The 18,572-nt window shown below is 70.8% G+C and carries 22 protein-coding genes and 2 pseudogenes; 1 reads left to right on the forward strand and 23 read right to left on the reverse strand.

Translation table 11 applies throughout. The features are described from left to right. Positions 1-15 precede the first annotated feature (15 nt). From J7I97_RS20820 to rpsB, 5 genes are all read right to left on the reverse strand, one after another. Positions 16-1,092 carry a phosphatidate cytidylyltransferase gene (locus J7I97_RS20820; protein ID WP_214937083.1) on the reverse strand — a complete coding sequence of 359 codons (1,077 nt, stop codon included), beginning with the start codon at positions 1,090-1,092 and terminating at the stop codon, positions 16-18. Next, entirely contained in the window at positions 1,092-1,649 is a 558-nt protein-coding gene (frr, locus tag J7I97_RS20825) for a ribosome recycling factor (protein ID WP_008737589.1), read from the reverse strand. Before frr ends, J7I97_RS20820 begins: the two co-directional genes overlap by 1 nt. Positions 1,650-1,734: 85 nt before the next feature. Beyond that, positions 1,735-2,514: a UMP kinase gene (gene pyrH, locus J7I97_RS20830; RefSeq protein WP_214937085.1), complete on the reverse strand. Its 780-nt coding sequence runs from the start codon at positions 2,512-2,514 to the stop codon at positions 1,735-1,737. A gap of 162 nt (positions 2,515-2,676) precedes the next feature. Beyond that, a complete protein-coding gene (tsf, locus tag J7I97_RS20835; RefSeq protein WP_214937087.1) occupies positions 2,677-3,513 on the reverse strand; it encodes a translation elongation factor Ts in 837 nt (278 codons plus the stop codon). A gap of 135 nt (positions 3,514-3,648) precedes the next feature. Then, the gene (gene rpsB / locus J7I97_RS20840) at positions 3,649-4,584 is read right to left on the reverse strand and encodes a 30S ribosomal protein S2 (protein WP_214937089.1); all 936 of its coding nucleotides are present in this window, start codon (positions 4,582-4,584) and stop codon (positions 3,649-3,651) included. A gap of 252 nt (positions 4,585-4,836) precedes the next feature. Between rpsB and J7I97_RS20845 the strand changes: the two genes are divergently transcribed. Then, positions 4,837-5,289, forward strand: coding sequence for a M23 family metallopeptidase (locus J7I97_RS20845; protein ID WP_214937091.1), 453 nt, complete (start codon positions 4,837-4,839; stop codon positions 5,287-5,289). Here J7I97_RS20845 and J7I97_RS20850 read toward each other — a convergent pair. The 18 genes and pseudogenes from J7I97_RS20850 to J7I97_RS38660 all read right to left on the reverse strand — a co-directional run. Then, positions 5,286-5,843, reverse strand: coding sequence for a TetR/AcrR family transcriptional regulator (locus J7I97_RS20850; protein ID WP_214937124.1), 558 nt, complete (start codon positions 5,841-5,843; stop codon positions 5,286-5,288). The two genes, J7I97_RS20845 and J7I97_RS20850, sit on opposite strands and share 4 nt — an antisense overlap. 62 nt (positions 5,844-5,905) lie before the next feature. Next, positions 5,906-6,742, reverse strand: coding sequence for an RNA polymerase sigma factor WhiG (whiG, locus tag J7I97_RS20855; protein WP_214937093.1), 837 nt, complete (start codon positions 6,740-6,742; stop codon positions 5,906-5,908). A gap of 209 nt (positions 6,743-6,951) precedes the next feature. Further along, complete coding sequence (dprA, locus tag J7I97_RS20860) at positions 6,952-8,181, reverse strand: DNA-processing protein DprA (RefSeq protein WP_214937095.1); 1,230 nt, start codon at positions 8,179-8,181, stop codon at positions 6,952-6,954. Beyond that, complete coding sequence (locus tag J7I97_RS20865) at positions 8,178-9,812, reverse strand: YifB family Mg chelatase-like AAA ATPase (protein WP_214937097.1); 1,635 nt, start codon at positions 9,810-9,812, stop codon at positions 8,178-8,180. The genes dprA and J7I97_RS20865 overlap by 4 nt, the downstream gene beginning before the upstream one ends. Further along, the gene (locus tag J7I97_RS20870) at positions 9,812-10,183 is read right to left on the reverse strand and encodes a YraN family protein (RefSeq protein ID WP_214937099.1); all 372 of its coding nucleotides are present in this window, start codon (positions 10,181-10,183) and stop codon (positions 9,812-9,814) included. Before J7I97_RS20870 ends, J7I97_RS20865 begins: the two co-directional genes overlap by 1 nt. 132 nt (positions 10,184-10,315) lie before the next feature. After that, positions 10,316-10,624: a DUF2469 domain-containing protein gene (locus J7I97_RS20875; protein WP_005311352.1), complete on the reverse strand. Its 309-nt coding sequence runs from the start codon at positions 10,622-10,624 to the stop codon at positions 10,316-10,318. Positions 10,625-10,679: 55 nt separating this feature from the next. Beyond that, positions 10,680-11,186, reverse strand: a complete 507-nt coding sequence (locus tag J7I97_RS20880) for an NUDIX hydrolase (RefSeq protein WP_214937126.1) — start codon at positions 11,184-11,186, stop codon at positions 10,680-10,682. Between the two features lie 25 nt (positions 11,187-11,211). Next, on the reverse strand, positions 11,212-12,018 hold the full coding sequence (lepB, locus tag J7I97_RS20885) for a signal peptidase I (protein ID WP_214937101.1): 807 nt from the start codon (positions 12,016-12,018) through the stop codon (positions 11,212-11,214). A gap of 44 nt (positions 12,019-12,062) precedes the next feature. Further along, entirely contained in the window at positions 12,063-12,965 is a 903-nt protein-coding gene (lepB, locus tag J7I97_RS20890) for a signal peptidase I (RefSeq protein ID WP_214937128.1), read from the reverse strand. Next, positions 12,892-13,953, reverse strand: a pseudogene (gene lepB / locus J7I97_RS20895) (signal peptidase I); the annotation flags it as partial. The gene lepB (J7I97_RS20890) and the pseudogene lepB (J7I97_RS20895), both read right to left, overlap by 74 nt. Continuing rightward, positions 13,946-14,698 carry a signal peptidase I gene (gene lepB / locus J7I97_RS20900; protein WP_214937104.1) on the reverse strand — a complete coding sequence of 251 codons (753 nt, stop codon included), beginning with the start codon at positions 14,696-14,698 and terminating at the stop codon, positions 13,946-13,948. The gene lepB (J7I97_RS20900) and the pseudogene lepB (J7I97_RS20895), both read right to left, overlap by 8 nt. A 44-nt stretch (positions 14,699-14,742) precedes the next feature. Next, entirely contained in the window at positions 14,743-15,093 is a 351-nt protein-coding gene (rplS, locus tag J7I97_RS20905; protein WP_214937107.1) for a 50S ribosomal protein L19, read from the reverse strand. A gap of 133 nt (positions 15,094-15,226) precedes the next feature. Beyond that, entirely contained in the window at positions 15,227-16,048 is an 822-nt protein-coding gene (gene trmD / locus J7I97_RS20910) for a tRNA (guanosine(37)-N1)-methyltransferase TrmD (protein WP_214937108.1), read from the reverse strand. Continuing rightward, on the reverse strand, positions 16,048-16,647 hold the full coding sequence (rimM, locus tag J7I97_RS20915; protein ID WP_214937110.1) for a ribosome maturation factor RimM: 600 nt from the start codon (positions 16,645-16,647) through the stop codon (positions 16,048-16,050). Before rimM ends, trmD begins: the two co-directional genes overlap by 1 nt. Before the next feature lie 94 nt (positions 16,648-16,741). Further along, positions 16,742-16,981: an RNA-binding protein gene (locus tag J7I97_RS20920; RefSeq protein WP_007266827.1), complete on the reverse strand. Its 240-nt coding sequence runs from the start codon at positions 16,979-16,981 to the stop codon at positions 16,742-16,744. A 2-nt stretch (positions 16,982-16,983) separates the two neighbouring features. Next, positions 16,984-17,424, reverse strand: a complete 441-nt coding sequence (gene rpsP / locus J7I97_RS20925) for a 30S ribosomal protein S16 (protein ID WP_214937112.1) — start codon at positions 17,422-17,424, stop codon at positions 16,984-16,986. A 191-nt stretch (positions 17,425-17,615) separates the two neighbouring features. Beyond that, complete coding sequence (locus J7I97_RS20930; protein WP_214937114.1) at positions 17,616-18,212, reverse strand: hypothetical protein; 597 nt, start codon at positions 18,210-18,212, stop codon at positions 17,616-17,618. A gap of 269 nt (positions 18,213-18,481) precedes the next feature. Next, positions 18,482-18,572 (reverse strand): annotated as a pseudogene (locus J7I97_RS38660) (IS982 family transposase); the annotation flags it as partial.

The following is an 18,572-nucleotide window of genomic DNA, read 5'->3' on the forward strand; positions in this document are numbered from 1 at the left end:
CGGAGAAGGCAGGTGTCAGCCCGTGCCCACGAACGCGGCCAGCAGCAGCCACACCACCGGGGCCGTCGGCAGCAGGGAGTCGAGCCGGTCCATGATGCCGCCGTGTCCCGGCAGCAGCGTGCCCATGTCCTTGATGCCGAGGTCACGCTTGATCATCGACTCGCCCAGGTCGCCCAGAGTGGCGCTGACCGCGACCGCGAGACCCAGCAGCAGGCCCTGCCACCAGGCACCGTCGTCGATCAGGAACTCCATGCACAGCGCGCCCGCCGCCATCGCGAAGGCCACCGCGCCGAACAGGCCCTCGCGGGTCTTGCCGGGGCTGATGCGCGGCGCGAGCTTGGTCTTGCCGAAGCGCCAGCCCACCGCGTAGGCCCCGGTGTCGCTGACCACGGTCAGGACCAGGAAGGTGACCACCCGCTGCGGCCCGTCGTCGGCGGTGAGCAGCATCGCCACGAAGGTCGCCAGGAAGGGCACGTAGAACGCCGCGAAGACACCCGCCGTGACGTCCTTGAGGTAGTCCTCGGGCGGTTCGGTCATCCGCCAGACCAGCACGGCCAGCGCGGTCAGGGCCATGGCGACCCAGGCGCCCTCGGCCCCCCGGATGTACCCGGCGATGACCATCGCCGCGCCGCCGACCGCGAGCGGTACCAGCGGCGCCTTGATGCCCTTCTTCTCCTGAAGCCGGGAGGTGAGCTCCCACAGGCCCACGACGACCGCGACGACGATGACGCCGACGAACACCGCCTTGACGACGAACAGCGAGGCGAAGATCACCGCCCCGAGGCCGACGCCGACGCCTATGGCGGCACGCAGATCCCGCCCCGCGCGCTTCTTCGGCGGCGGCGACGAGGGGTTCTGCGATGCCTGCGAAGGCGGGGGCGGGGGGCTGGGCATGGGCTCCTGCGGCGGCGTCTCGTCGCGGAAGAGGGGACCGCCGTCCGAGGCGGCCCCCCGATCGCGTGCTTCCCGGTCGTCGAAGTCACGGCCGGCGGCATCGGGCACGATGGGCATGGGCCGAGTGTGCGGGCCCACCTGCGCATCGTATGCGGGACCCGCCGGAACCGGCTCCGGCTGCCAGGAAGAGTCGTTCATCAGACTTCGAGGAGCTCGGCTTCCTTGTGCTTGAGCAGCTCGTCCACCTGCGCGACGTACTTCGCGGTGGTGTCGTCGAGCTCCTTCTCAGCGCGGCGCACCTCGTCCTCGCCGGCTTCCTTGTCCTTGACGAGCTTGTCGAGGGCGTCCTTGGCCTTGCGGCGGACGGCGCGGATCGAGACCTTGGAGTCCTCGGCCTTGGTGCGCGCGACCTTGATGTACTCCTTGCGGCGGTCCTGCGTCAGCTCGGGGAAGGTCACCCGGATGATGCGGCCGTCGTTGCTCGGGTTGACACCGAGATCGGAGTCGCGGATGGCCTGCTCGATGTTGCGCAGCGCGGACGCGTCGAAGGGCGTCACGATGGCCATGCGCGGCTCGGGAACCGCGAACGAGGCGAGCTGGTTGATGGGCGTGATGGCGCCGTAGTAGTCCGCCACGATCTTGTTGAACATCGCCGGGTGCGCACGGCCGGTGCGGATCGCGGCGAAGTCCTCCTTCGCGACGACGACGGCCTTCTCCATCTTCTCCTCGGCCTCGAGGAGGATTTCTTCGATCACCACGTGCTCCTGCATGTCAGATATGGATGGTTCAGGCGGGCGGGGCGAACCGGGCCCGGCAGGGCCGGGTCCGGCAGCGGACTGCTCAGGCCCGGGTTCCCTGGTCGCTCACGAGCGTGCCGATCTTCTCACCCTTGACGGCGCGGGCGATATTGCCCTCGGCGAGCAGCTCGAAGACGAGGATCGGCAGCTTGTTGTCCCGGCACAGCGTGATGGCGGTGGCGTCGGCGACCTTGAGGTCGCGGGACAGCACCTCGCTGTACTCCAGCGCGTCGAACTTCACCGCGTCCGGATTCTTCTTCGGGTCGGAGTCGTAGACCCCGTCGACGCCGTTCTTGCCCATGAGCAGGGCCTCGGCGTCGATCTCCAGGGCACGCTGGGCGGCCGTGGTGTCGGTGGAGAAGTACGGCATGCCCATGCCGGCGCCGAAGATGACGACGCGACCCTTCTCCAGGTGGCGCACAGCGCGCAGCGGGATGTACGGCTCCGCGACCTGACCCATGGTGATGGCGGTCTGGACACGGCTGTCGATGCCTTCCTTCTCCAGGAAGTCCTGGAGAGCGAGGCAGTTCATGACGGTGCCGAGCATGCCCATGTAGTCGGACCGGGCGCGGTCCATACCGCGCTGCTGCAGCTCGGCGCCGCGGAAGAAGTTGCCGCCGCCGATGACGATCGCGATCTCCGCGCCGTCGCGGACCACGGCCGCGATCTCGCGGGCGATGGCGTGCACGACGTCGGGGTCGACACCCAGCCCGCCGCCGCCGGAGAAGGCTTCGCCCGACAGCTTCAGCATGAAGCGGCGGCCCTTCTTCTCGTGGTCGCTCTTGTCGTCGGAAGCGGTGTGGTGGGCCACGCCCTGATTCATGGAGATCTCCTCGTGCACATACGAAGAAGGCCATTGCCGGTGGGTCCTCGCGGTTCCCTCTACGGCAATGGCCTCCTCGTCAGATCTGCGGTCGCCCTGCGCGTGCGCGGACGACTGCTTCAGACCCTACCGGGGTCCGGTGTCCGTCGCGTACGGACGGATTCAGATGCCGACCTTGATGCGCGAGAAGCGCGTCAGGGTGACACCGGCCTCGTCCAGAACCTTCTGGACGGACTTCTTGGCGTCCAGGGCGTACGCCTGGCCAAGGAGCGTGTTGTCCTTGAAGAAACCGTTGACGCGACCCTCGACGATCTTCGGGAGCGCGGCCTCGGGCTTGCCCTCGGCGCGGGTGACCTCTTCGGCCACGCGACGCTCGGACTCGACGACGTCGGCCGGGACGTCGTCCTTGGAGAGCCACTTCGGCGCGAACGCGGCGATGTGCTGCGCAATGCCGCGGGCGACCTCGGCGTTCTCCTTGTCGAGCTCGACGAGGACACCGATCTGGAACGGCAGGTCGGGCATGGTGCGGTGCATGTACGCCGCGACGTAACCGCCGGTGAACTGCGCGAAGCGGTCCAGGACGATCTTCTCGCCGAGGTTGGCGTTGGCCTCGTCGACGAAAGCGGTGACGGTCTTGCCGGGCTCGATCTCGGACGCGAGGAGCGCCTCGATGTCGGCCGGGGAGGTGGCGGCGATGTGCGCGGCCAGCTGGTTGGCGACGGCCTGGAACTTGTCGCCCTTGGCGACGAAGTCCGTCTCGCACTTCAGCTCGACGAGGACACCGGAGGTGTTGTCGTCGGAGATGAGGGAGACGACGGCACCGTTCTCGGCAGAACGGCCCTCGCGCTTGGCGACGCCCTTCTGACCCTTGATACGGAGCGCCTCGACGGCCTTGTCGACGTCACCGTCGGAGTCGACCAGCGCGTTCTTGCAGTCCAGCATGCCGGCGCCGGTGAGCTCGCGGAGCTTCTTGACGTCAGCGGCGGTGTAGTTCGCCATGAGTCTGTGATTCTCTCTCGAAGTCGTAGATCTACGGGTGAACGGCGGAGGAGGCGCGCTTTTGGCGCGGCTCCCCCGCCGTCATCGTCCGTGCTGTGAGTGCCCGGCGCGTGAACGCCGGGCGCTCTCAGTGGGTCAGGCCTGCTCGGCGTCGGCGGCCGGGGCCTCGACGACAGCCTCGGCCTCGGCGGCCTCGGCGGCGGGGACCTCGGCGGCGGGGACCTCGACGGCCTCGGCGGCGGGGGCCTCGACAGCGGCCTCGGCCGGAGCGGCCTCAGCGTCGTCGGCCTTCTTGTCGCCCTCGAGCAGGTCGCGCTCCCACTCGGCGAGCGGCTCGGCGGCGGCCTTCTCGCCCGGCTTCGAGTCGCCGGTCGCAGCGCCGGAGCGGGCGATGAGGCCCTCGGCGACGGCGTCGGCGATCACGCGGGTGAGCAGGGTGACGGAGCGGATCGCGTCGTCGTTGCCCGGGATCTTGTAGTCGACCTCGTCGGGGTCACAGTTGGTGTCGAGGATCGCGACGACCGGGATGTGGAGCTTGCGCGCCTCACCGACGGCGATGTGCTCCTTCTTGGTGTCGACGATCCAGACGGCGCTGGGGACCTTCGACATCTCGCGGATACCACCGAGGGTCTTCTCCAGCTTGGTCTTCTCGCGGGAGAGGACCAGGAGCTCCTTCTTGGTGAGACCCGAGGCAGCGACGTCCTCGAAGTCGATCGCCTCAAGCTCCTTCAGACGCTGAAGGCGCTTGTAGACGGTGGAGAAGTTGGTGAGCATGCCACCCAGCCAGCGCTGGTTGACGTACGGCATACCAACGCGCGTCGCCTGCTCGGCGATGGCCTCCTGGGCCTGCTTCTTGGTACCGACGAACATGATGGAGCCACCGTGCGCGACGGTCTCCTTCACGAACTCGTAGGCGCGGTCGATGTACGACAGCGACTGGAGCAGGTCGATGATGTAGATGCCGTTGCGCTCCGTGAAGATGAAGCGCTTCATCTTCGGGTTCCAGCGGCGGGTCTGGTGACCGAAGTGGACGCCGCTTTCCAGCAGCTCCCGCATCGTTACGACGGCCATGGCCATCTCCTTGGTTTCTCGGTTTTGGTTCCTGACGCCCCACCGCGCCCTGCCCCCGACGAGGGGACCGAGAGACGCTTTCACGTGGCCTGACCGGCCGGTGCTGGGGCGTGCGAAGTCGACCCGGTGACCCGGATCGCCACAAGAAGTGTACGGGACCCAGCGGTATGCCGGGTGACGCGCCTGTCCACACGCCTTCGGCTGTCCACAGGCGGGGGCGCCGCCCGGCGCGTTCGCAGCACGCTGGGCCTCATGACAACACTGCTGCTCAGCCTGCTACTGGCGCTGGCCGCCAGCGTCCCCGGAGTCCGCCCGCTGCCTGCGCCGCTGTCCGTGGTCCGCTGGTGGGACCCCCCGCCGACGCCCTACGCGGCCGGCCACCGCGGCGTGGACCTGGCCGCCCCGGTCGGCGCCGAGCTCCGCGCGGTCGGCGCCGGCCGGGTCCACTTCGCCGGCCAGGTGGCGGGGCGCGGGGTCCTCTCGCTCACGCTCCCCGGGGGCCTGCGCACGACGTACGAGCCGGTACGCCCACTGGTCGCCGAGGGCGAGACGGTCACGGCGGGCCAACCGGTGGCGGTCCTGACGGAGGGCTCCCACTGCCCCGCCCCCTGCCTGCACTGGGGCCTCCTGGCGGGCGACACCTACCTGAACCCCCTGACCCTCGCCCCGCCCCCCACCCCGAGACTCCTGCCACTGGCGCCCTAGCCCCGCACGCCCCGCAGGGCCATGGCCACGGCGGCTTCCGTCACGACCTCGGGAGGCTCGGCCGCGCCCAGCTCAATCCGCCGGACCGCAGCATCGACAACCCCCTGCAACAGCATCGCGGCAAGCCGTGGCTCCTCCTGCCCGAGGGACCCCAGCGCCTCCACGATCATCGCCACCAGCCCCCCGTGGGCGGCGCGGATCTTCTCGCGCGCCCCGGCGTCCAGCTCACTGGCCGAGATCGCCACCACCGCCCGGTGCCGCCTGTCTCCCACCAGCCCCAGCTGGCTCCGCACATACGCCTCGATCTTCGCCTCGGGCGTCTGCGCCTCCTCCAGGGCCGCCTCGATCTCGGCGGCCCAGACGGGGAAGTCCACCACACACAGCTCTTCGACCACGGCCGCGCGGGATCGGAAGTACTCGTACACGGAGGACCGGGCGAGCCCGGTCCGCTCCGCGAGGGCGGGGAAGGTCAGGGCCTCCGTACCGCCTTCGGACAGCAGGGAACGCGCGGCGTCCAACAGGGCGCCGCGCTGCATCGACCGGTGCTCGGCCACAGAGGCCGCTCGAATCCTGGGCACACGTCCACTCTACGGAGGTCCCGAAAGGCCGACACGGGTCATCGCCCGACATCCGCCAGCTTCGCCCGTAGTTGCAGGACCGACTTGGTGTGGATCTGGCTGACGCGGCTCTCGGTGACGCCCAGGACGTTGCCGATTTCGGCCAGGGTGAGGCCCTCGTAGTAGTAGAGCGTGACCACCGTCTTCTCCCGCTCCGGCAGGGTGTTGATGGCCCGCGCCAGCAGCCGGCGCAACTCGCGGTCCTCGGCCACCTCCACCGGGTTGTCGGCGGCGGTGTCCTCCAGGGTGTCCATCAAGGAGAGGCGGTCCCCGCCCTCCCCGCCCGCGTGCAGCAGCTCATCCAGGGCGACTACGTTGGCCAGCGACAACTGGCTGAAGACCGTGTGGAGTTCCTCCACTGCGATCCCCATCTCACGGGCGACCTCGGTCTCCGTCGGCGTGCGCCGCAGCTGGGCCTCCAGCGTGGCGTAGGCCCGTTCCACGGCCCGCGCCTTCTGCCGGACGGAACGCGGAATCCAGTCCAGCGCGCGCAGTTCGTCGATCATCGCGCCCCGGATCCGGGTGATCGCGTATGTCTCGAACTTGATGGACCGGTCGATGTCGAACTTCTCGATGGCGTCGATGAGCCCGAAGACGCCGGAGGAGACGAAGTCGGCCTGTTCCACATTGGGCGGAAGGCCCACGCTGACCCGGCCGGCCACGTACTTCACCAGGGGCGAGTAGTGCAGGATCAGCTGCTGCCGGAGCCGCTCGTCACCCGATTCCTTGTACGAGCGCCAGAGCACCTCCAGGGACGAGGGCGCGGTGGACCGCACGCTGCCGCGGGCAGCGGGGGACAGCGCAGCGCGGTCAGACCCTGGGGTGTGCTGGGGCATGCTTCGCCTTTGCCGGAGCCGGATTCCTTGGGAGCGTAGCGTGACGGAAGTGTCGCGGTGCGCGAAGAGTACGGGATCGCGCGGGGCCGCAGGGGCGCCCCGACTCGCGCGGGCGACCCGGGACCGGCGCCTCGCGCACGGTCCCGGCGACTGCCATCGGGAAGACCGCGTCTCTCATCGGCTTCACTCTTTCACCGGAACGCCCCAGGTCAACCACCGCCTCGCCGGGTGGCGCGGGTTTGTGTGCCTGGTCCAGGCGTTCGCGTGGTCAACTGCCAGCCGTCGCCCTGCCGTTCGACGAACCCCAGAGAGTGAAGTTCGTACAGTCTGCCGATGACTTCATCGGTGTCGGTGGCCGCGGCGAGCGTCACCTCGTCCACGTTCACGAGGCGGCCGGCGGGGAGGGCTTCGAGCACCCGGACGGTTGCCGGGTCGAGCAGATCGCGGGCGAGGACCGGGCCGCGCCGCTCGGGCGCCAAGTCGCCCATACCCCCGACCAGTTCGATCACCTCCGCGGCATCCGTGACGAGCTGTGCCTCGCCCCGCAGCAGTTCGTGCACCCCGGCCGAGAGCCCGCTGGTGGCGGGGCCGGGGACGCCCATCGTGAGCCGCCCCAGCGCTTGCGCCCGGCGGGCGGTCACCAGGGAGCCGCTGCGGTGGGCCGCCTCCACCACCACGGTCCCCCGGGTGAGGGCGGCGATGACGCGGTTGCGCAGCACGAACCGGCTGGGGGTGGGATGGCTGCCGGGCGGCAGCTCCCCCAGGACCAGCCCCTGGCCGGCGATCCTGCCGAGCAGCCCGGCATGTCCGCGGGGGTAGTCGACGTCCACCCCGCAGGCGAGCACGGCGGCCGTGGCGCCGCCCGAGGCCAGGGCCCCTCTGTGCGCGGCGCCGTCGATTCCGTACGCCGCCCCGGAGACCACCACCCAGCCGCGCTCGGCGAGCCCGCCGGCCAGCGTCTGGGCCATGTGCGCCCCGTACGGCGTGCAGGCCCGCGCCCCGACCACGGCGACCGAGCGCAGCGCCCAGGTCCGCAGGTTGGGGCGCCCCCGGAGCCACAGGCCGATGGGGCGTGCGTCGCCCAGGTCGTCCAGTTGAGTCGGCCACTCCGCCGCCCCGGGGCAGACGAACCGGCCACCCGAAGCGGCGGCCGCAGCCAGATCCCGCCGCGGATCGGCCAAGGCGGCCCGCCTCCGGTACCCGCAGAGCCGCTCGGGCCCCACCCCGGTCAGCGCTCCCATTTCCGTTTCCGGCCCGGTCAGCAGCCGTATCAGCCCAACGCCACCGAATGCCCGGAGCCAACGCCCGCCATGCTCCTCCCCCGGCTCCAACACCCGAGTCAACGCGGCCCGGGCCAGCACCTCCAACTCCGGCCCCGGCCCCGGCTCCGGCTCCGGCTCCCGGTCCGGCTGCGGCCCCAGACCCTTGGCGGCGCTCATGGCCCCGCTCCCGTGGCCAGGGTCGCGCCGCGGGCGATACCGGTGCGGAGCTCCAGGGCGACGGCCACGTCCAGGGCGTCCGGGCGGTCGCGGCCTCGCAGGTCGGCGACGGTCCAGGCGACCCGCAGGACTCTGTCCAGCCCACGGGCGGTGAGCAGGCCCCGCTCCAGGTCCCGCTCGGCCTGGGCCAGTGCTCCGGGGCCTGCGGGCCAGCGGGTGCGGAGCTCGTGCCCGGGCACCTCGGAGTTGAGGCGCCACGGGGTGCCCGCGAGCCGGGTGGCGGCCCGGTCCCTGGCTTCCCGGACCCGGCCGGCGACCACCATGGTGCTCTCCCCGCGGCCGCCCCGGCCGAGCAGATCGGAGCGGGTGACCGGCTCGACCTCGATCCGCAGGTCCACCCGGTCGAGCAGTGGCCCCGACAGCCGTGCCTGGTAACGCCGGATCACCGAGGCCGGGCATTCGCAGCCGGCCCCGTGCAGGGTGTGCCGCCCGCACGGGCACGGATTCGCCGCGAGCAGCATCAGGAATCGGGCCGGCAGCCGGATCACCCCCGCGGCCCGGGCGATGACCACGTGTCCCGATTCGAGTGGCTGCCGTAGCGCGTCCAGGGCCTTGGTGCTGAACTCGGCGGCCTCGTCCAGGAAGAGCACGCCCCTGTGGGCCAGGGAGACCGCCCCCGGCCTGGGCACTCCCGCACCGCCCCCGACCAGGGACTGCATGGTCGCCGAGTGGTGCGGGGCGCAGTACGGGGGCCTGCCGACCAGCGGTTCGCCGGGCGGGAGGATTCCCGCGACCGAGTGGACGGCCGTGACCTCCAGGGAGTCCTGTCGGGTGAGCGGCGGCAGGATCCAGGGCAGCCGCTCGGCCAGCATCGTCTTCCCGGCGCCCGGGGGCCCGCTGAGGAAGAGGTGGTGTCCCCCGGAGGCGGCCACTTCCAGGGCCCTCCGGGCGCCGTGCTGCCCGGCGACGTCGGCGAGGTCGGGGAAATCCGGGGCCTCCCCCTCCCCGCCCGTACCCCGGGCGAGCCCCGTGCCGAGTCCGGCGCCGGGCACGACCAGGCCGGCCAGCATCGGATCCGGCCGCCCAGGCGGGCCCGGCGGATCCTCCTCGGGCACCACGCCGTCCGTCAGCACCGCGATCAGCTGCCGAAGGCTGCGCACGCCGAGCACCGAGACGTCGGGGACGAGCGCGGCCTCGCCGGCGCACTGCTGGGGGACGACGACCTGCCGGTATCCGGCCTCGGCCGCGGCGAGGACCGCCGGCAGGATGCCGCGGACGGGGCGCACCCGGCCGTCCAGGCCGAGCTCCCCGATCAGCACCAGATCGGCGATCGCGCCGGGGTCGACCACCTCGGCGGCGCCGAGCACGGCCGCGGCCACGGCCAGGTCGAACCCGGCTCCGGACTTCGGTACGGAGGCCGGGCTGAGCCCGACCGTGAGTTTCTTCTGCGGCCAGGCCGCGCCGGAGTTCACGACGGCGGCCCGGACCCGGTCGCGGCTCTCGACCAGGGTCTTGTCGGGCAGCCCCACCAGAGTGAAGGCCGCGACCCCCGGTTCCAGGTCGGCCTGGACCTCCACCACCACACCGTCGACGCCCACCAGGGCCACCGAGCAGGCTCGCGCGAACCCCATCAGGCCACCCCCCTGACGTGTTCCACCACAGGCGCACCGCGCCGGGGCAGCAGGACTCCCACGAGGTCGATACGCACCCCGCCCGGCGGCGGTCCCCCGTGGTCGGCGAGCCAGCGCCCGGCGAGCCTCCGCAGCCGCGCGGCCTTGCCGGGCCGGACCGCGGCCATGGGGTGCTCGAAGTCCCCCTCCCGCCGGGTCTTCACCTCGCACACGACGAGGGCGTCCCCGTCCCGCGCGACGATGTCGATCTCCCCGCCACGGCACCGCCAGTTCCGCGCGATCACGGTCATCCCGGCCTCGGCCAGCCGCCTCGCCGCCAGTTCCTCGCCGTACCGCCCCAATGCCTGCTGTGCCACGCCCTTCGCGTTCATCCGGCACCACCTCCGGCACCGACAATCCCGCGTCCCCGCCGACCCTGTGGATCTTGGTGGACAGTCAGGGCGTTGTGGACAACCCCGTCACCCACACGAGGGACAGCCCCACCCCTGAGGCGTCCGCCGGGCTCAGCTGCCCGGCAGTTCGAGGTCGCTCTTGTTGAGCTCCTCGATGTTCACGTCCTTGAAGGTCAGCACCCGTACCTGCTTGACGAAGCGGGCCGGCCGGTACATGTCCCAGACCCAGGCGTCGGCCATCGAGACCTCGAAGAACACCTCTCCCTGGACCGAATGCACCTGCATCTCGTAGTCGTTGGTGAGGTAGAAACGACGTTCGGTCTCGATCACATACTTGAACAGCCCGACGACGTCGCGGTACTCCCGATAGAGCTTCAGCTCCATCTCGGTCTCGTACTTCTCGAGGTCCTCGGCACTCATGGCATGTTCCCCTTCAGCCGTGCGTCCCCCTATTGTGCGCCAGGCCCCCGTGCCCCTAAACGATTTCCGGGGCCAGGACCACCGGCACACCCGGAGGGCCGTCGTCGAGCAGCGTCCGCAGCAGCTCGGCGAGTCTGGTCGGGTACACCGTCTCATGGGCCGCGAGAAGTTCCTCGGAGGTCCACCACCTGGCCCCGGTGACGCTGCGCCGCTCCAGCTCCGTCAGCCCGCCCGTCGCGGTCGCGGTCTGTCCGGTCCGGGCGAGGAAGTACCACTCGTCCTGTTCCCAGCGCCGCCCGTCGAAGGGGAAGGAGCAGTACCGGTGCCACAGCACCGGCCCCAGCTCCACCTCCGTGATACCGGTCTCCTCGGCGAGCTCCCGCAGCGCGGCCTGCTCCCGGCTCTCGGCGCCCTCCAGGCCGCCGCCGGGGGTGAACCACCAGGTGTCGGCCGGGTCCTCGGGCTCGAAGCCGTGCAGCAGCAGAATCCGGTCCTCGGGATCCAGCAGGATCACCCGCGCCACCTTCCTCGGCCCCACACCGCCGGCCAGGTCACCGGACACCGGCCCGCCCGCGCCGCCGGCCCGGTCAGCTGACACCGGCCTGCTCCCGCCGCCGCCCGCGCCCCAGAACCCGTGCGAGCGGCCCGTATGCGGCCCCCAACACCACCAGGGCGGCCCCGGCCACGACCGCGGCCACCTGGAGCCGCAGCGGCCCGGGCCGGGAGATGCCGCCGGGGAAGGCGGCGTAGGTCTGCGGGCGCTTCACCGCGTGCATCGAGGGCCACGCCAGGGCGTCCACCCGGGCGCTGACGGCCGATCGAGCCACCGTCCCCTGCCCGGCCTCCTGAAGGTGCGCACGGGAGTCCAGCGAGGCCCCGCGCCGGTCACCCAGCAGGAAGAGATTGCCCTCGGGCACCGTCACCTCGAACGGGGTGTCGGAGGCCACCCCGAAGGACGACCCCGAAGTCCCCGACGGCCCAGCCCCGCCGTTCTTGGGGTGCTCGATGTACGGCTCGTCCAGCTCCTTGCCGTTCACGGTCAGCCGACCGCCCTGGCCGCAGCACTTCACGGTGTCGCCGCCGATGCCGACGACCCGCTTGACCATGGGCGAGTCACTCCACATGGAATCAGTAAAGATGACCACGTCCCCGCGGCGCACCTCACCACCGTCGATCCGCTCGGCCAGCACGCGGTCCCCGGGATTCACCGTCGGCATCATCGAGTCGGTCGGCACGGTGTACGGCTGGTACACGACCGCCCCCCAGACGAAGCCGCCCAGGAACAGCACAAAGCCGATGGCCACGGCCAGCCCGGACAGCACGCTGCCGAGCCCGCCGCGGCCATTCTTGCCACCACGTATGCCCTGTGTACCGCTTGCCTGCGTTCCGCCCATTTGCAGCGCCCCCACATTCGGAGATCGTCGACCTGGGCGGCACCCTACCCGGCGGTACGCCCCCGGGTCAGCCTCCGCCTGCGCCACAGTACGAGCGGCACCGCGCCGGTGAACCCCAGCGCGGCCGGTCCGAGCCCGACCGGGGCCAGCCCCGACGCCCCGAGACCCAGTGCGGCCGCGGCGGCCTGGGTGCCGATGCCCGGCTGGTCGAAGGTGTCGGGGATGGGGAGGGTCGCCCAGCGGGTGACCGGCCACGCGACCACGACGGCCCGCCCGACGACCTTGTCGACCGGAACGAAGCCCTGGGTGGAGTCCTGCATGTGGTAGCGGGAGTCCTGGGAGTTCTGCCGGTGGTCGCCCATCACCCAGATCTTGCCCTTGGGCACGGTGATCGGGCCGAACGGGGCGTCGTCGCACGGGGTGTTGCCGGGGAAGATGTACGGCTCGTCCAGCTCCTTGCCGTTGACGACGACCGGTCCCCCCTTCTTGCATTCCACCGTGTCCCCGCCGATGGCGATGGTCCGCTTGATCAGGTCCTTCTCGTCCGCGGACGGCATCAGGCCGATCTTGCTGAGGATCTGCTGCGCGAAATTCGGCTCCGGGGTGGGCTCCCCGGCCAGCCACTCCGCGGGGTCGTGGAAGACCACGACCTCACCGCGCTCGGGCTCCGAGCCGAACCACGGCGTCAGCTTGTCCACGAGCACCCGGTCACCGCGCTGCAGGGTGTTCTGCATCGAGTCGGACGGGATCGAGAACGCCTGCACCAGGAAGGTCTTGATCAGCAGGGCCAGCAGCAGGGCGATACCGACCAGGAGCGGGAGCTCCTTCCAGAACGAGCGGTGCGGGCGCGCCGCGGCGCCACCCTTCTCGGTCTCGGTCTCGCCCTCGACGGCATCGTCCGGCCGCTCCTCGCCCTCGTCGCGTCCGGATCGTGCGCCTACCGCCACATCCCCCACATCCACTCCTTCATTGGAATCGCCGCCCGCGCCGGATTCGGACACAGGTCCTCCCCTCCCTAACGAGCGGGAGTTCCCTAAGGCTCGGGAGACCCAGGACACACTATGCGAACGGTGCGCCCCGGCCGCGCCGCCCGGGCCCGCGCCGCCCGCGCCGCGCCTGATCGGGCACCATGCGGAACGTGGCGGGGGTGTCGAGCTTGCGCCAGTGACCGAACGGCCATGCGATCACCACGGCCTCCCCGACGACGCCGTGCTCGTCGATAGTGCCCTCGAAGGCCTCGTCGAGGTGGAAGCGGGAGTCGGCCGAATTCGCCCGGTGGTCGCCCATCACGAAGAGCCGCCCCGCGGGCACCGTCACCTCGAAGCGGATGTCCGAGGGGGAGTTGCCGGGGTTCACGTACGGCTCATCGAGCGGCGACCCGTTGACCGTGACCCTGCCTCTGCCGTCACAGCAGGCGACGGTGTCCCCGCCGACGCCGATGACCCGCTTGATCAGATCCTGCTCGTCGGCGGAGGGCAGCAGCCCGATGAACGTGAGGGCCTGCTTGATCTGCTTGACGCCGACCGGGTCCTGGGCGGGGCGGGCGGCCTCGCCCTTGAGCCAGCCGCCGGGGTCCTTGAACACGACGACGTCGCCCCGCTCGACCTCGGAGCCGAACCACGGAGTCAGCTTGTCGACCAGCACCCGGTCGCCGATCCGGATCGTCTGCTCCATCGAGCCGGACGGAATGAAGAAGGCCTGCACGAGGAAGGTCTTGAGGACCAGTGCTATGCACAGCGCCACCGCCACCAGCAGCGGGACCTCGCCCGCCCGGCGGGTGCGCCGGCGCCGCCGGACCCGGCGAGCCAGTCGGCGCCGCTCGGCCCGGCCGCCTTCCGCCACAGGGGGCTGGGGCTTGGAGCGGGGCCGAGGCTGCGGCTCGGGCTCCGGTTCGGGTTCCCGGCCGCCCCATCTCGGGCGGCCCCGGCTACCCATGCCCGCCGCCGACCGCCCCGGGCCCGGACCCCGGCGCCGTGCCCGTCGAACCCCAGCGCGAGACCGGCCAGCCGATCCAGTCGGCCCGCCCGATGACCTTGTCCACCGGCACCATCCCCCCGCCCGGCTCCCCCAGGTGGTCCCGGGAATCCCGGGACTGGGAACGATGATCGCCCATGACCCACAGGGTCCCAAGGGGTACGACGATGCGGAAGGGCACCTTCGAGGGCGAGTCACCGGGATACAGGTACGGCTCGTCGACCGCGACCCCGTTGACCTCGATCCGCCCGCCCGCGTCGCAGCACACCACGTCGTCGCCGCCCACGCCCACGACCCGCTTCACGAAGTCGGTGTCGGACGGCTCCGCGAGCCCGAGGGCCGAGGCCGCGCCGTGCAGGGCCTCGCCGACCGGATTGCCGTCGGCGCCTTCCCGTACGAAGGACCCGGTGCCGTCGAAGACCACCACGTCCCCGCGCTGCGGCTGATCGCCGAAACGGTACGCCAGCTTGTTCACCAGCACCCGGTCGCCGACCTCGAGCGTCGGCTCCATCGACCGGCTGGGGATCAGGAAGGGCTGCACCACGAAGTTGCTGAGCAGAAGCAGGAACACGGTGCAGAGCACGCCGAGGACTCCGGCCCGCCGCCACGTCAGCCCGGGCCACGCCGGAAACGCAAAACGCGGCCGCCCCTCCCCCTGTCCGGGAGAGGAGTGGCCGCGCTGTGTGAGCTCTGCTTCGGTGTCCATCGGGGGCGAGCCTATCCGGCCACCCCCGGGATCCGGAGAGGAGATCAGCGGTCGCGCTTCTCCTTGATCTTCGCGGCCTTGCCGCGGAGCTCACGGAGGAAGTACAGCTTGGCGCGACGCACGTCACCGCGGGTGACGAGCTCGATCTTCTCGAAGATCGGGGAGTGAACCGGGAAGGTACGCTCCACGCCGACGCTGAAGGAGACCTTGCGGACGGTGAAGGTCTCGGAGACGCCAGAGCCCTGGCGACGGATGACAACGCCCTTGAACTGCTGGATACGGGAGCGGTTGCCCTCGATCACGCGGACGTGGACGTTGACGGTGTCACCCGGGCGGAAGGCCGGGACGTCCGAGCGGAGCGCGGCGGCGTTGACGCCATCGAGCAGGTGAGACATGTTGTTCGTCTGCTTTCTTCGCACGACGCCACAGGCCGCCGGTGCGGATTTCCGTAGAGAATTCGGGAGCTGCGACACTCGGCGGACGACGATCCCCCTGTGGCAGGGGCGTACGCGAGCACACAGCAGCCGCCTATTCTTCCACGGCCTCCGGCCTACGCCAAAATCGGCCGTCGGCGGTGGGCCGCCAGCCCAGGATGTTCAAGATCTCCCGGTCCTTCTTGTCGAAGGCGGAAGCCTCGCAGCGCTCGATCAGGTCGGGGCGGTTCCGGGCGGTCCGGCGGAAGGCCTCGTCCCGGCGCCAGCGGGCGATCTTCCCGTGGTGGCCGCTGAGCAGCACCTCGGGGATGCCGCGGCCGCGCCACTCCGGGGGCTTGGTGTAGACGGGCCCCTCCAGCAGGTTCGCCATCTCGCCGGGCGCGAAGGAGTCGTCGCGGTGCGATTCGGCGTTGCCGAGGACACCGGGCAGCAGCCGGGCCACGGCCTCGGTGATGACCAGGACGGCCGCCTCGCCGCCCGCCAGGACGTAGTCGCCGATGGAGACCTCGTACACCGGCATCCGTGTCGCGTACTCGTCCATCACGCGGCGGTCGATGCCCTCGTAGCGGGCCGGGGTGAAGATCAGCCAGGGGCGCTCGGAGAGCTCGACGGCCAGTTCCTGGGTGAACGGCCGGCCGCTGGGGGTCGGGACGACCATGACCGGTCCGTGCGCACCCGCCTCGTAGCCGTCGGCCAGCGCGGCGTCCAGGGCCTCGCCCCACGGATCGGTCTTCATGACCATGCCGGGACCGCCGCCGTACGGGGTGTCGTCGACCGTGTTGTGCCGGTCGTACGTCCAGTCCCGCAGGTCGTGGACGTGTACGTCGAGCTGCCCGCGGGCCCGCGCCTTGCCGACGAGGGAGACGTTCAGCGGCTCCAGGTACTCAGGGAAGATCGTGACGACGTCCAGCCGCATCAGGCATCGCCCTCAGCGTCGGCGTCGCCCTCGGCATCGGCGTCGGCGTCGGCGTCGCCCTCGGCATCGCGGGTCGAGGCGATCTCGGCGCGGTCGTCGATCAGCCCCGGCGGCGGGGTGATGACACACCGCTGCTCCTGGAGGTCGATCTCGGCGACGATCTCCTCGACGAAGGGGATCATCACCTCGGTGCCGTCCGGCCGCTCGACGATGAAGAGGTCCTGGGAGGGCAGGTGGGAGATCTCGGTGATCCGGCCGACCTCGGTACCGTCCGCGAGGACCACGTCCAGGTCCATCAGCTGGTGGTCGTAGTACTCGTCGGGCTCCGCCGGCATTTCGGACGGGTCCACGTCGGCGATGAGCAGGATGTTGCGCAGCGCCTCGGCGCCCGTGCGGTCCTTGACGCCGGCGAAGCGGAGCAGCAGCCTTCCGCTGTGCACCCGGCCCGTCTCGATGGTCAGCGGACCCGCCGACGCCGGTTCGGTCTGGAGCACGGCACCGGGCCCGAGCCGCAGCTCCGGCTCGTCGGTCCGCACCTCGACGGTGACCTCACCCTTGATCCCGTGGGCGCGGCCGATCCGCGCGACTACCAGCTGCACTGTCTCTCTCCTGTTCAGACGACGACGGGCCGGGGCGGGCACGTATGCCCTCCCCGGCCCGTGCCGGTGATTCACTCTTGCAATGGACCCAGCCTCAGCGGACCTGGTCCACATCGACGAGGTCGACGCGGATCCCCCGGCCGCCGATGGCGCCCACGACGGTACGCAGAGCACGTGCGGTGCGGCCGTTGCGACCGATCACCTTGCCGAGGTCGTCGGGGTGAACCCGGACCTCGAGCACCTGCCCGCGGCGCAGGTTGCGCGAGGCGACCTGCACATCGTCGGGGTTGTCCACAATGCCCTTTACGAGGTGCTCAAGAGCCTCCTCGAGCATGATCAGGCCTCGGTCGACTCGGCGGCGGCCTCAGCCTCGTCCGCCTTCTTGTCGGCCTTCTTCGCCTTCTGCGTGATGGCCTCGCCCTTGCCCTCGCCGATGCCCTCGATGGCCTTGGCGAACTCGTCGAAGGAGCGACGCTTGCTCTCCTTCGTCTCCGGCTGCAGGAGCGGCGCGGGGGCGGGGAGACCCTTGTGGGCCTGCCAGTCACCGGTCAGCTTCAGGATGGCGAGCACAGCCTCGGTGGGCTGGGCGCCGACCGACAGCCAGTACTGCGCACGCTCGGCGTTGACCTCGATGCGCGACGGGTTGTACGTCGGGTGGTAGATACCGATCTCCTCGATCGCGCGACCATCCCGGCGGGTGCGGGCGTCGGCGACGACGATGCGGTAGTGCGGCTGGCGAATCTTGCCGAGGCGCTTGAGCTTGATCTTGACTGCCACTGGAGTGGTGTCTCCTGAACTTGACGTGGTTGGGCACATGAGATGCCACGTGGGGTTGCGGTACTCGGGTGCCCGATGGACGCGTCAGCCGGAGGAGAGAGGGGTCCTATGCGACTGTCGAGTACAGCTAGCCATTGTGCCACATGCCTGCGGCGCTTCCGCGCGGGGACCGGTGATCAGCCGCGCGGCCCTCAGGACGCGGCCGACAGGGTGGCCTCGGGGATCCGGAACGGCTTCATACAGCCGCCGCACACGATCGGCGCCTGGGCCAGTACGGAGGGGACCACCCGCACATTGCGCCCGCAGTCGCAGACCGCCTTGACGCGCACCCCTCCGCCGGAGGAGCCGTGCCGGGCGGCCGGACCGCGGAAGCTGCGCTTGGTGTCGGCGGCCGTGGCGACCGTGTGGGCCTTGAGGGCGCGCTGGAGCCGCTCCATGGTGGGTCGGTAGCGCTTCTTCGCCTCGGGATTGAGCGAGACCAGCGAGAAGCCGCTGCTGGGATGCGGCTCTTCGGAGTGGTCCAGCCCCATCTCCTCGGCGATCGCGAGGAATCTGCGGTTGTGGTAGCGGCCGGCACGCGAGGTGTCGCGGACTCCACGCGCGGCGGCGATGCCGTGGACTGCCTCGTGCAGCAGTCGCTCGAAGGAGAGCTCGGCGCCACAGGCGGACGACGACTCTCCGATCAGGGACTCGGGCGCGGCAAGGTCAGGCAGCTCGGGGTGGTACCGCTGAATATCGGCCCACGCCTGCGCCAGCTCTGCGGCGAGAACAGGTGGTGTCGTGCTCACGTCGTGACAACGAGCCGGGGTGCCCCGGTGTTCCGATTCCGGGCCATTCCAAATTTTTTGCACGTACCAGTCAGTTCAGTCTCATGTGTCCTGACGAGGACGGGTGCGCCGATCTCAGGATGAGTCGGTACGTAATGACGACCGCCAAAGGACCAGCCCCGGCGCGCGGCCGGGGGCCGCACGCCGGGGCGTGGAAGACAGCGGGTGCTGCTCCTGGAGCGGTCTGCTCCTGGAGCGGGTCCTGCTCCTAGATGATCAATTCCAAGGGGTCAGTGATCGTAGGCGGTGAGGGATCGTAGGACTTGCTGTCCGGTGGCGTCGTTGTGCCAGATCGCGGCGGTCAGCGCGAGTATGCGCTGG

Origin of the sequence: Streptomyces sp. ISL-87, assembly GCF_018614095.1 — a bacterium.
Lineage (GTDB): Bacteria > Actinomycetota > Actinomycetes > Streptomycetales > Streptomycetaceae > Streptomyces.

Bases quoted from the DNA above. Each gene is read 5' to 3' on its own strand.
- J7I97_RS20845 (WP_214937091.1), top strand. From the start codon at position 4,837: ATGACAACACTGCTGCTCAGCCTGCTACTGGCGCTGGCCGCCAGCGTC.
- J7I97_RS20820 (WP_214937083.1), bottom strand. From the start codon at position 1,092: ATGAACGACTCTTCCTGGCAGCCGGAGCCGGTTCCGGCGGGTCCCGCA.
- whiG (WP_214937093.1), bottom strand. From the start codon at position 6,742: ATGCCCCAGCACACCCCAGGGTCTGACCGCGCTGCGCTGTCCCCCGCT.
- lepB (WP_214937101.1), bottom strand. From the start codon at position 12,018: ATGGGCGGAACGCAGGCAAGCGGTACACAGGGCATACGTGGTGGCAAG.
- rplS (WP_214937107.1), bottom strand. From the start codon at position 15,093: ATGTCTCACCTGCTCGATGGCGTCAACGCCGCCGCGCTCCGCTCGGAC.
- J7I97_RS20870 (WP_214937099.1), bottom strand. From the start codon at position 10,183: ATGAACGCGAAGGGCGTGGCACAGCAGGCATTGGGGCGGTACGGCGAG.
- tsf (WP_214937087.1), bottom strand. From the start codon at position 3,513: ATGGCGAACTACACCGCCGCTGACGTCAAGAAGCTCCGCGAGCTCACC.
- dprA (WP_214937095.1), bottom strand. From the start codon at position 8,181: ATGAGCGCCGCCAAGGGTCTGGGGCCGCAGCCGGACCGGGAGCCGGAG.
- J7I97_RS20865 (WP_214937097.1), bottom strand. From the start codon at position 9,812: ATGGGGTTCGCGCGAGCCTGCTCGGTGGCCCTGGTGGGCGTCGACGGT.
- pyrH (WP_214937085.1), bottom strand. From the start codon at position 2,514: ATGAATCAGGGCGTGGCCCACCACACCGCTTCCGACGACAAGAGCGAC.
- trmD (WP_214937108.1), bottom strand. From the start codon at position 16,048: ATGCGGCTGGACGTCGTCACGATCTTCCCTGAGTACCTGGAGCCGCTG.
- lepB (WP_214937104.1), bottom strand. From the start codon at position 14,698: ATGGACACCGAAGCAGAGCTCACACAGCGCGGCCACTCCTCTCCCGGA.
- J7I97_RS20875 (WP_005311352.1), bottom strand. From the start codon at position 10,624: ATGAGTGCCGAGGACCTCGAGAAGTACGAGACCGAGATGGAGCTGAAG.
- rpsB (WP_214937089.1), bottom strand. From the start codon at position 4,584: ATGGCCGTCGTAACGATGCGGGAGCTGCTGGAAAGCGGCGTCCACTTC.
- J7I97_RS20920 (WP_007266827.1), bottom strand. From the start codon at position 16,981: ATGCTCGAGGAGGCTCTTGAGCACCTCGTAAAGGGCATTGTGGACAAC.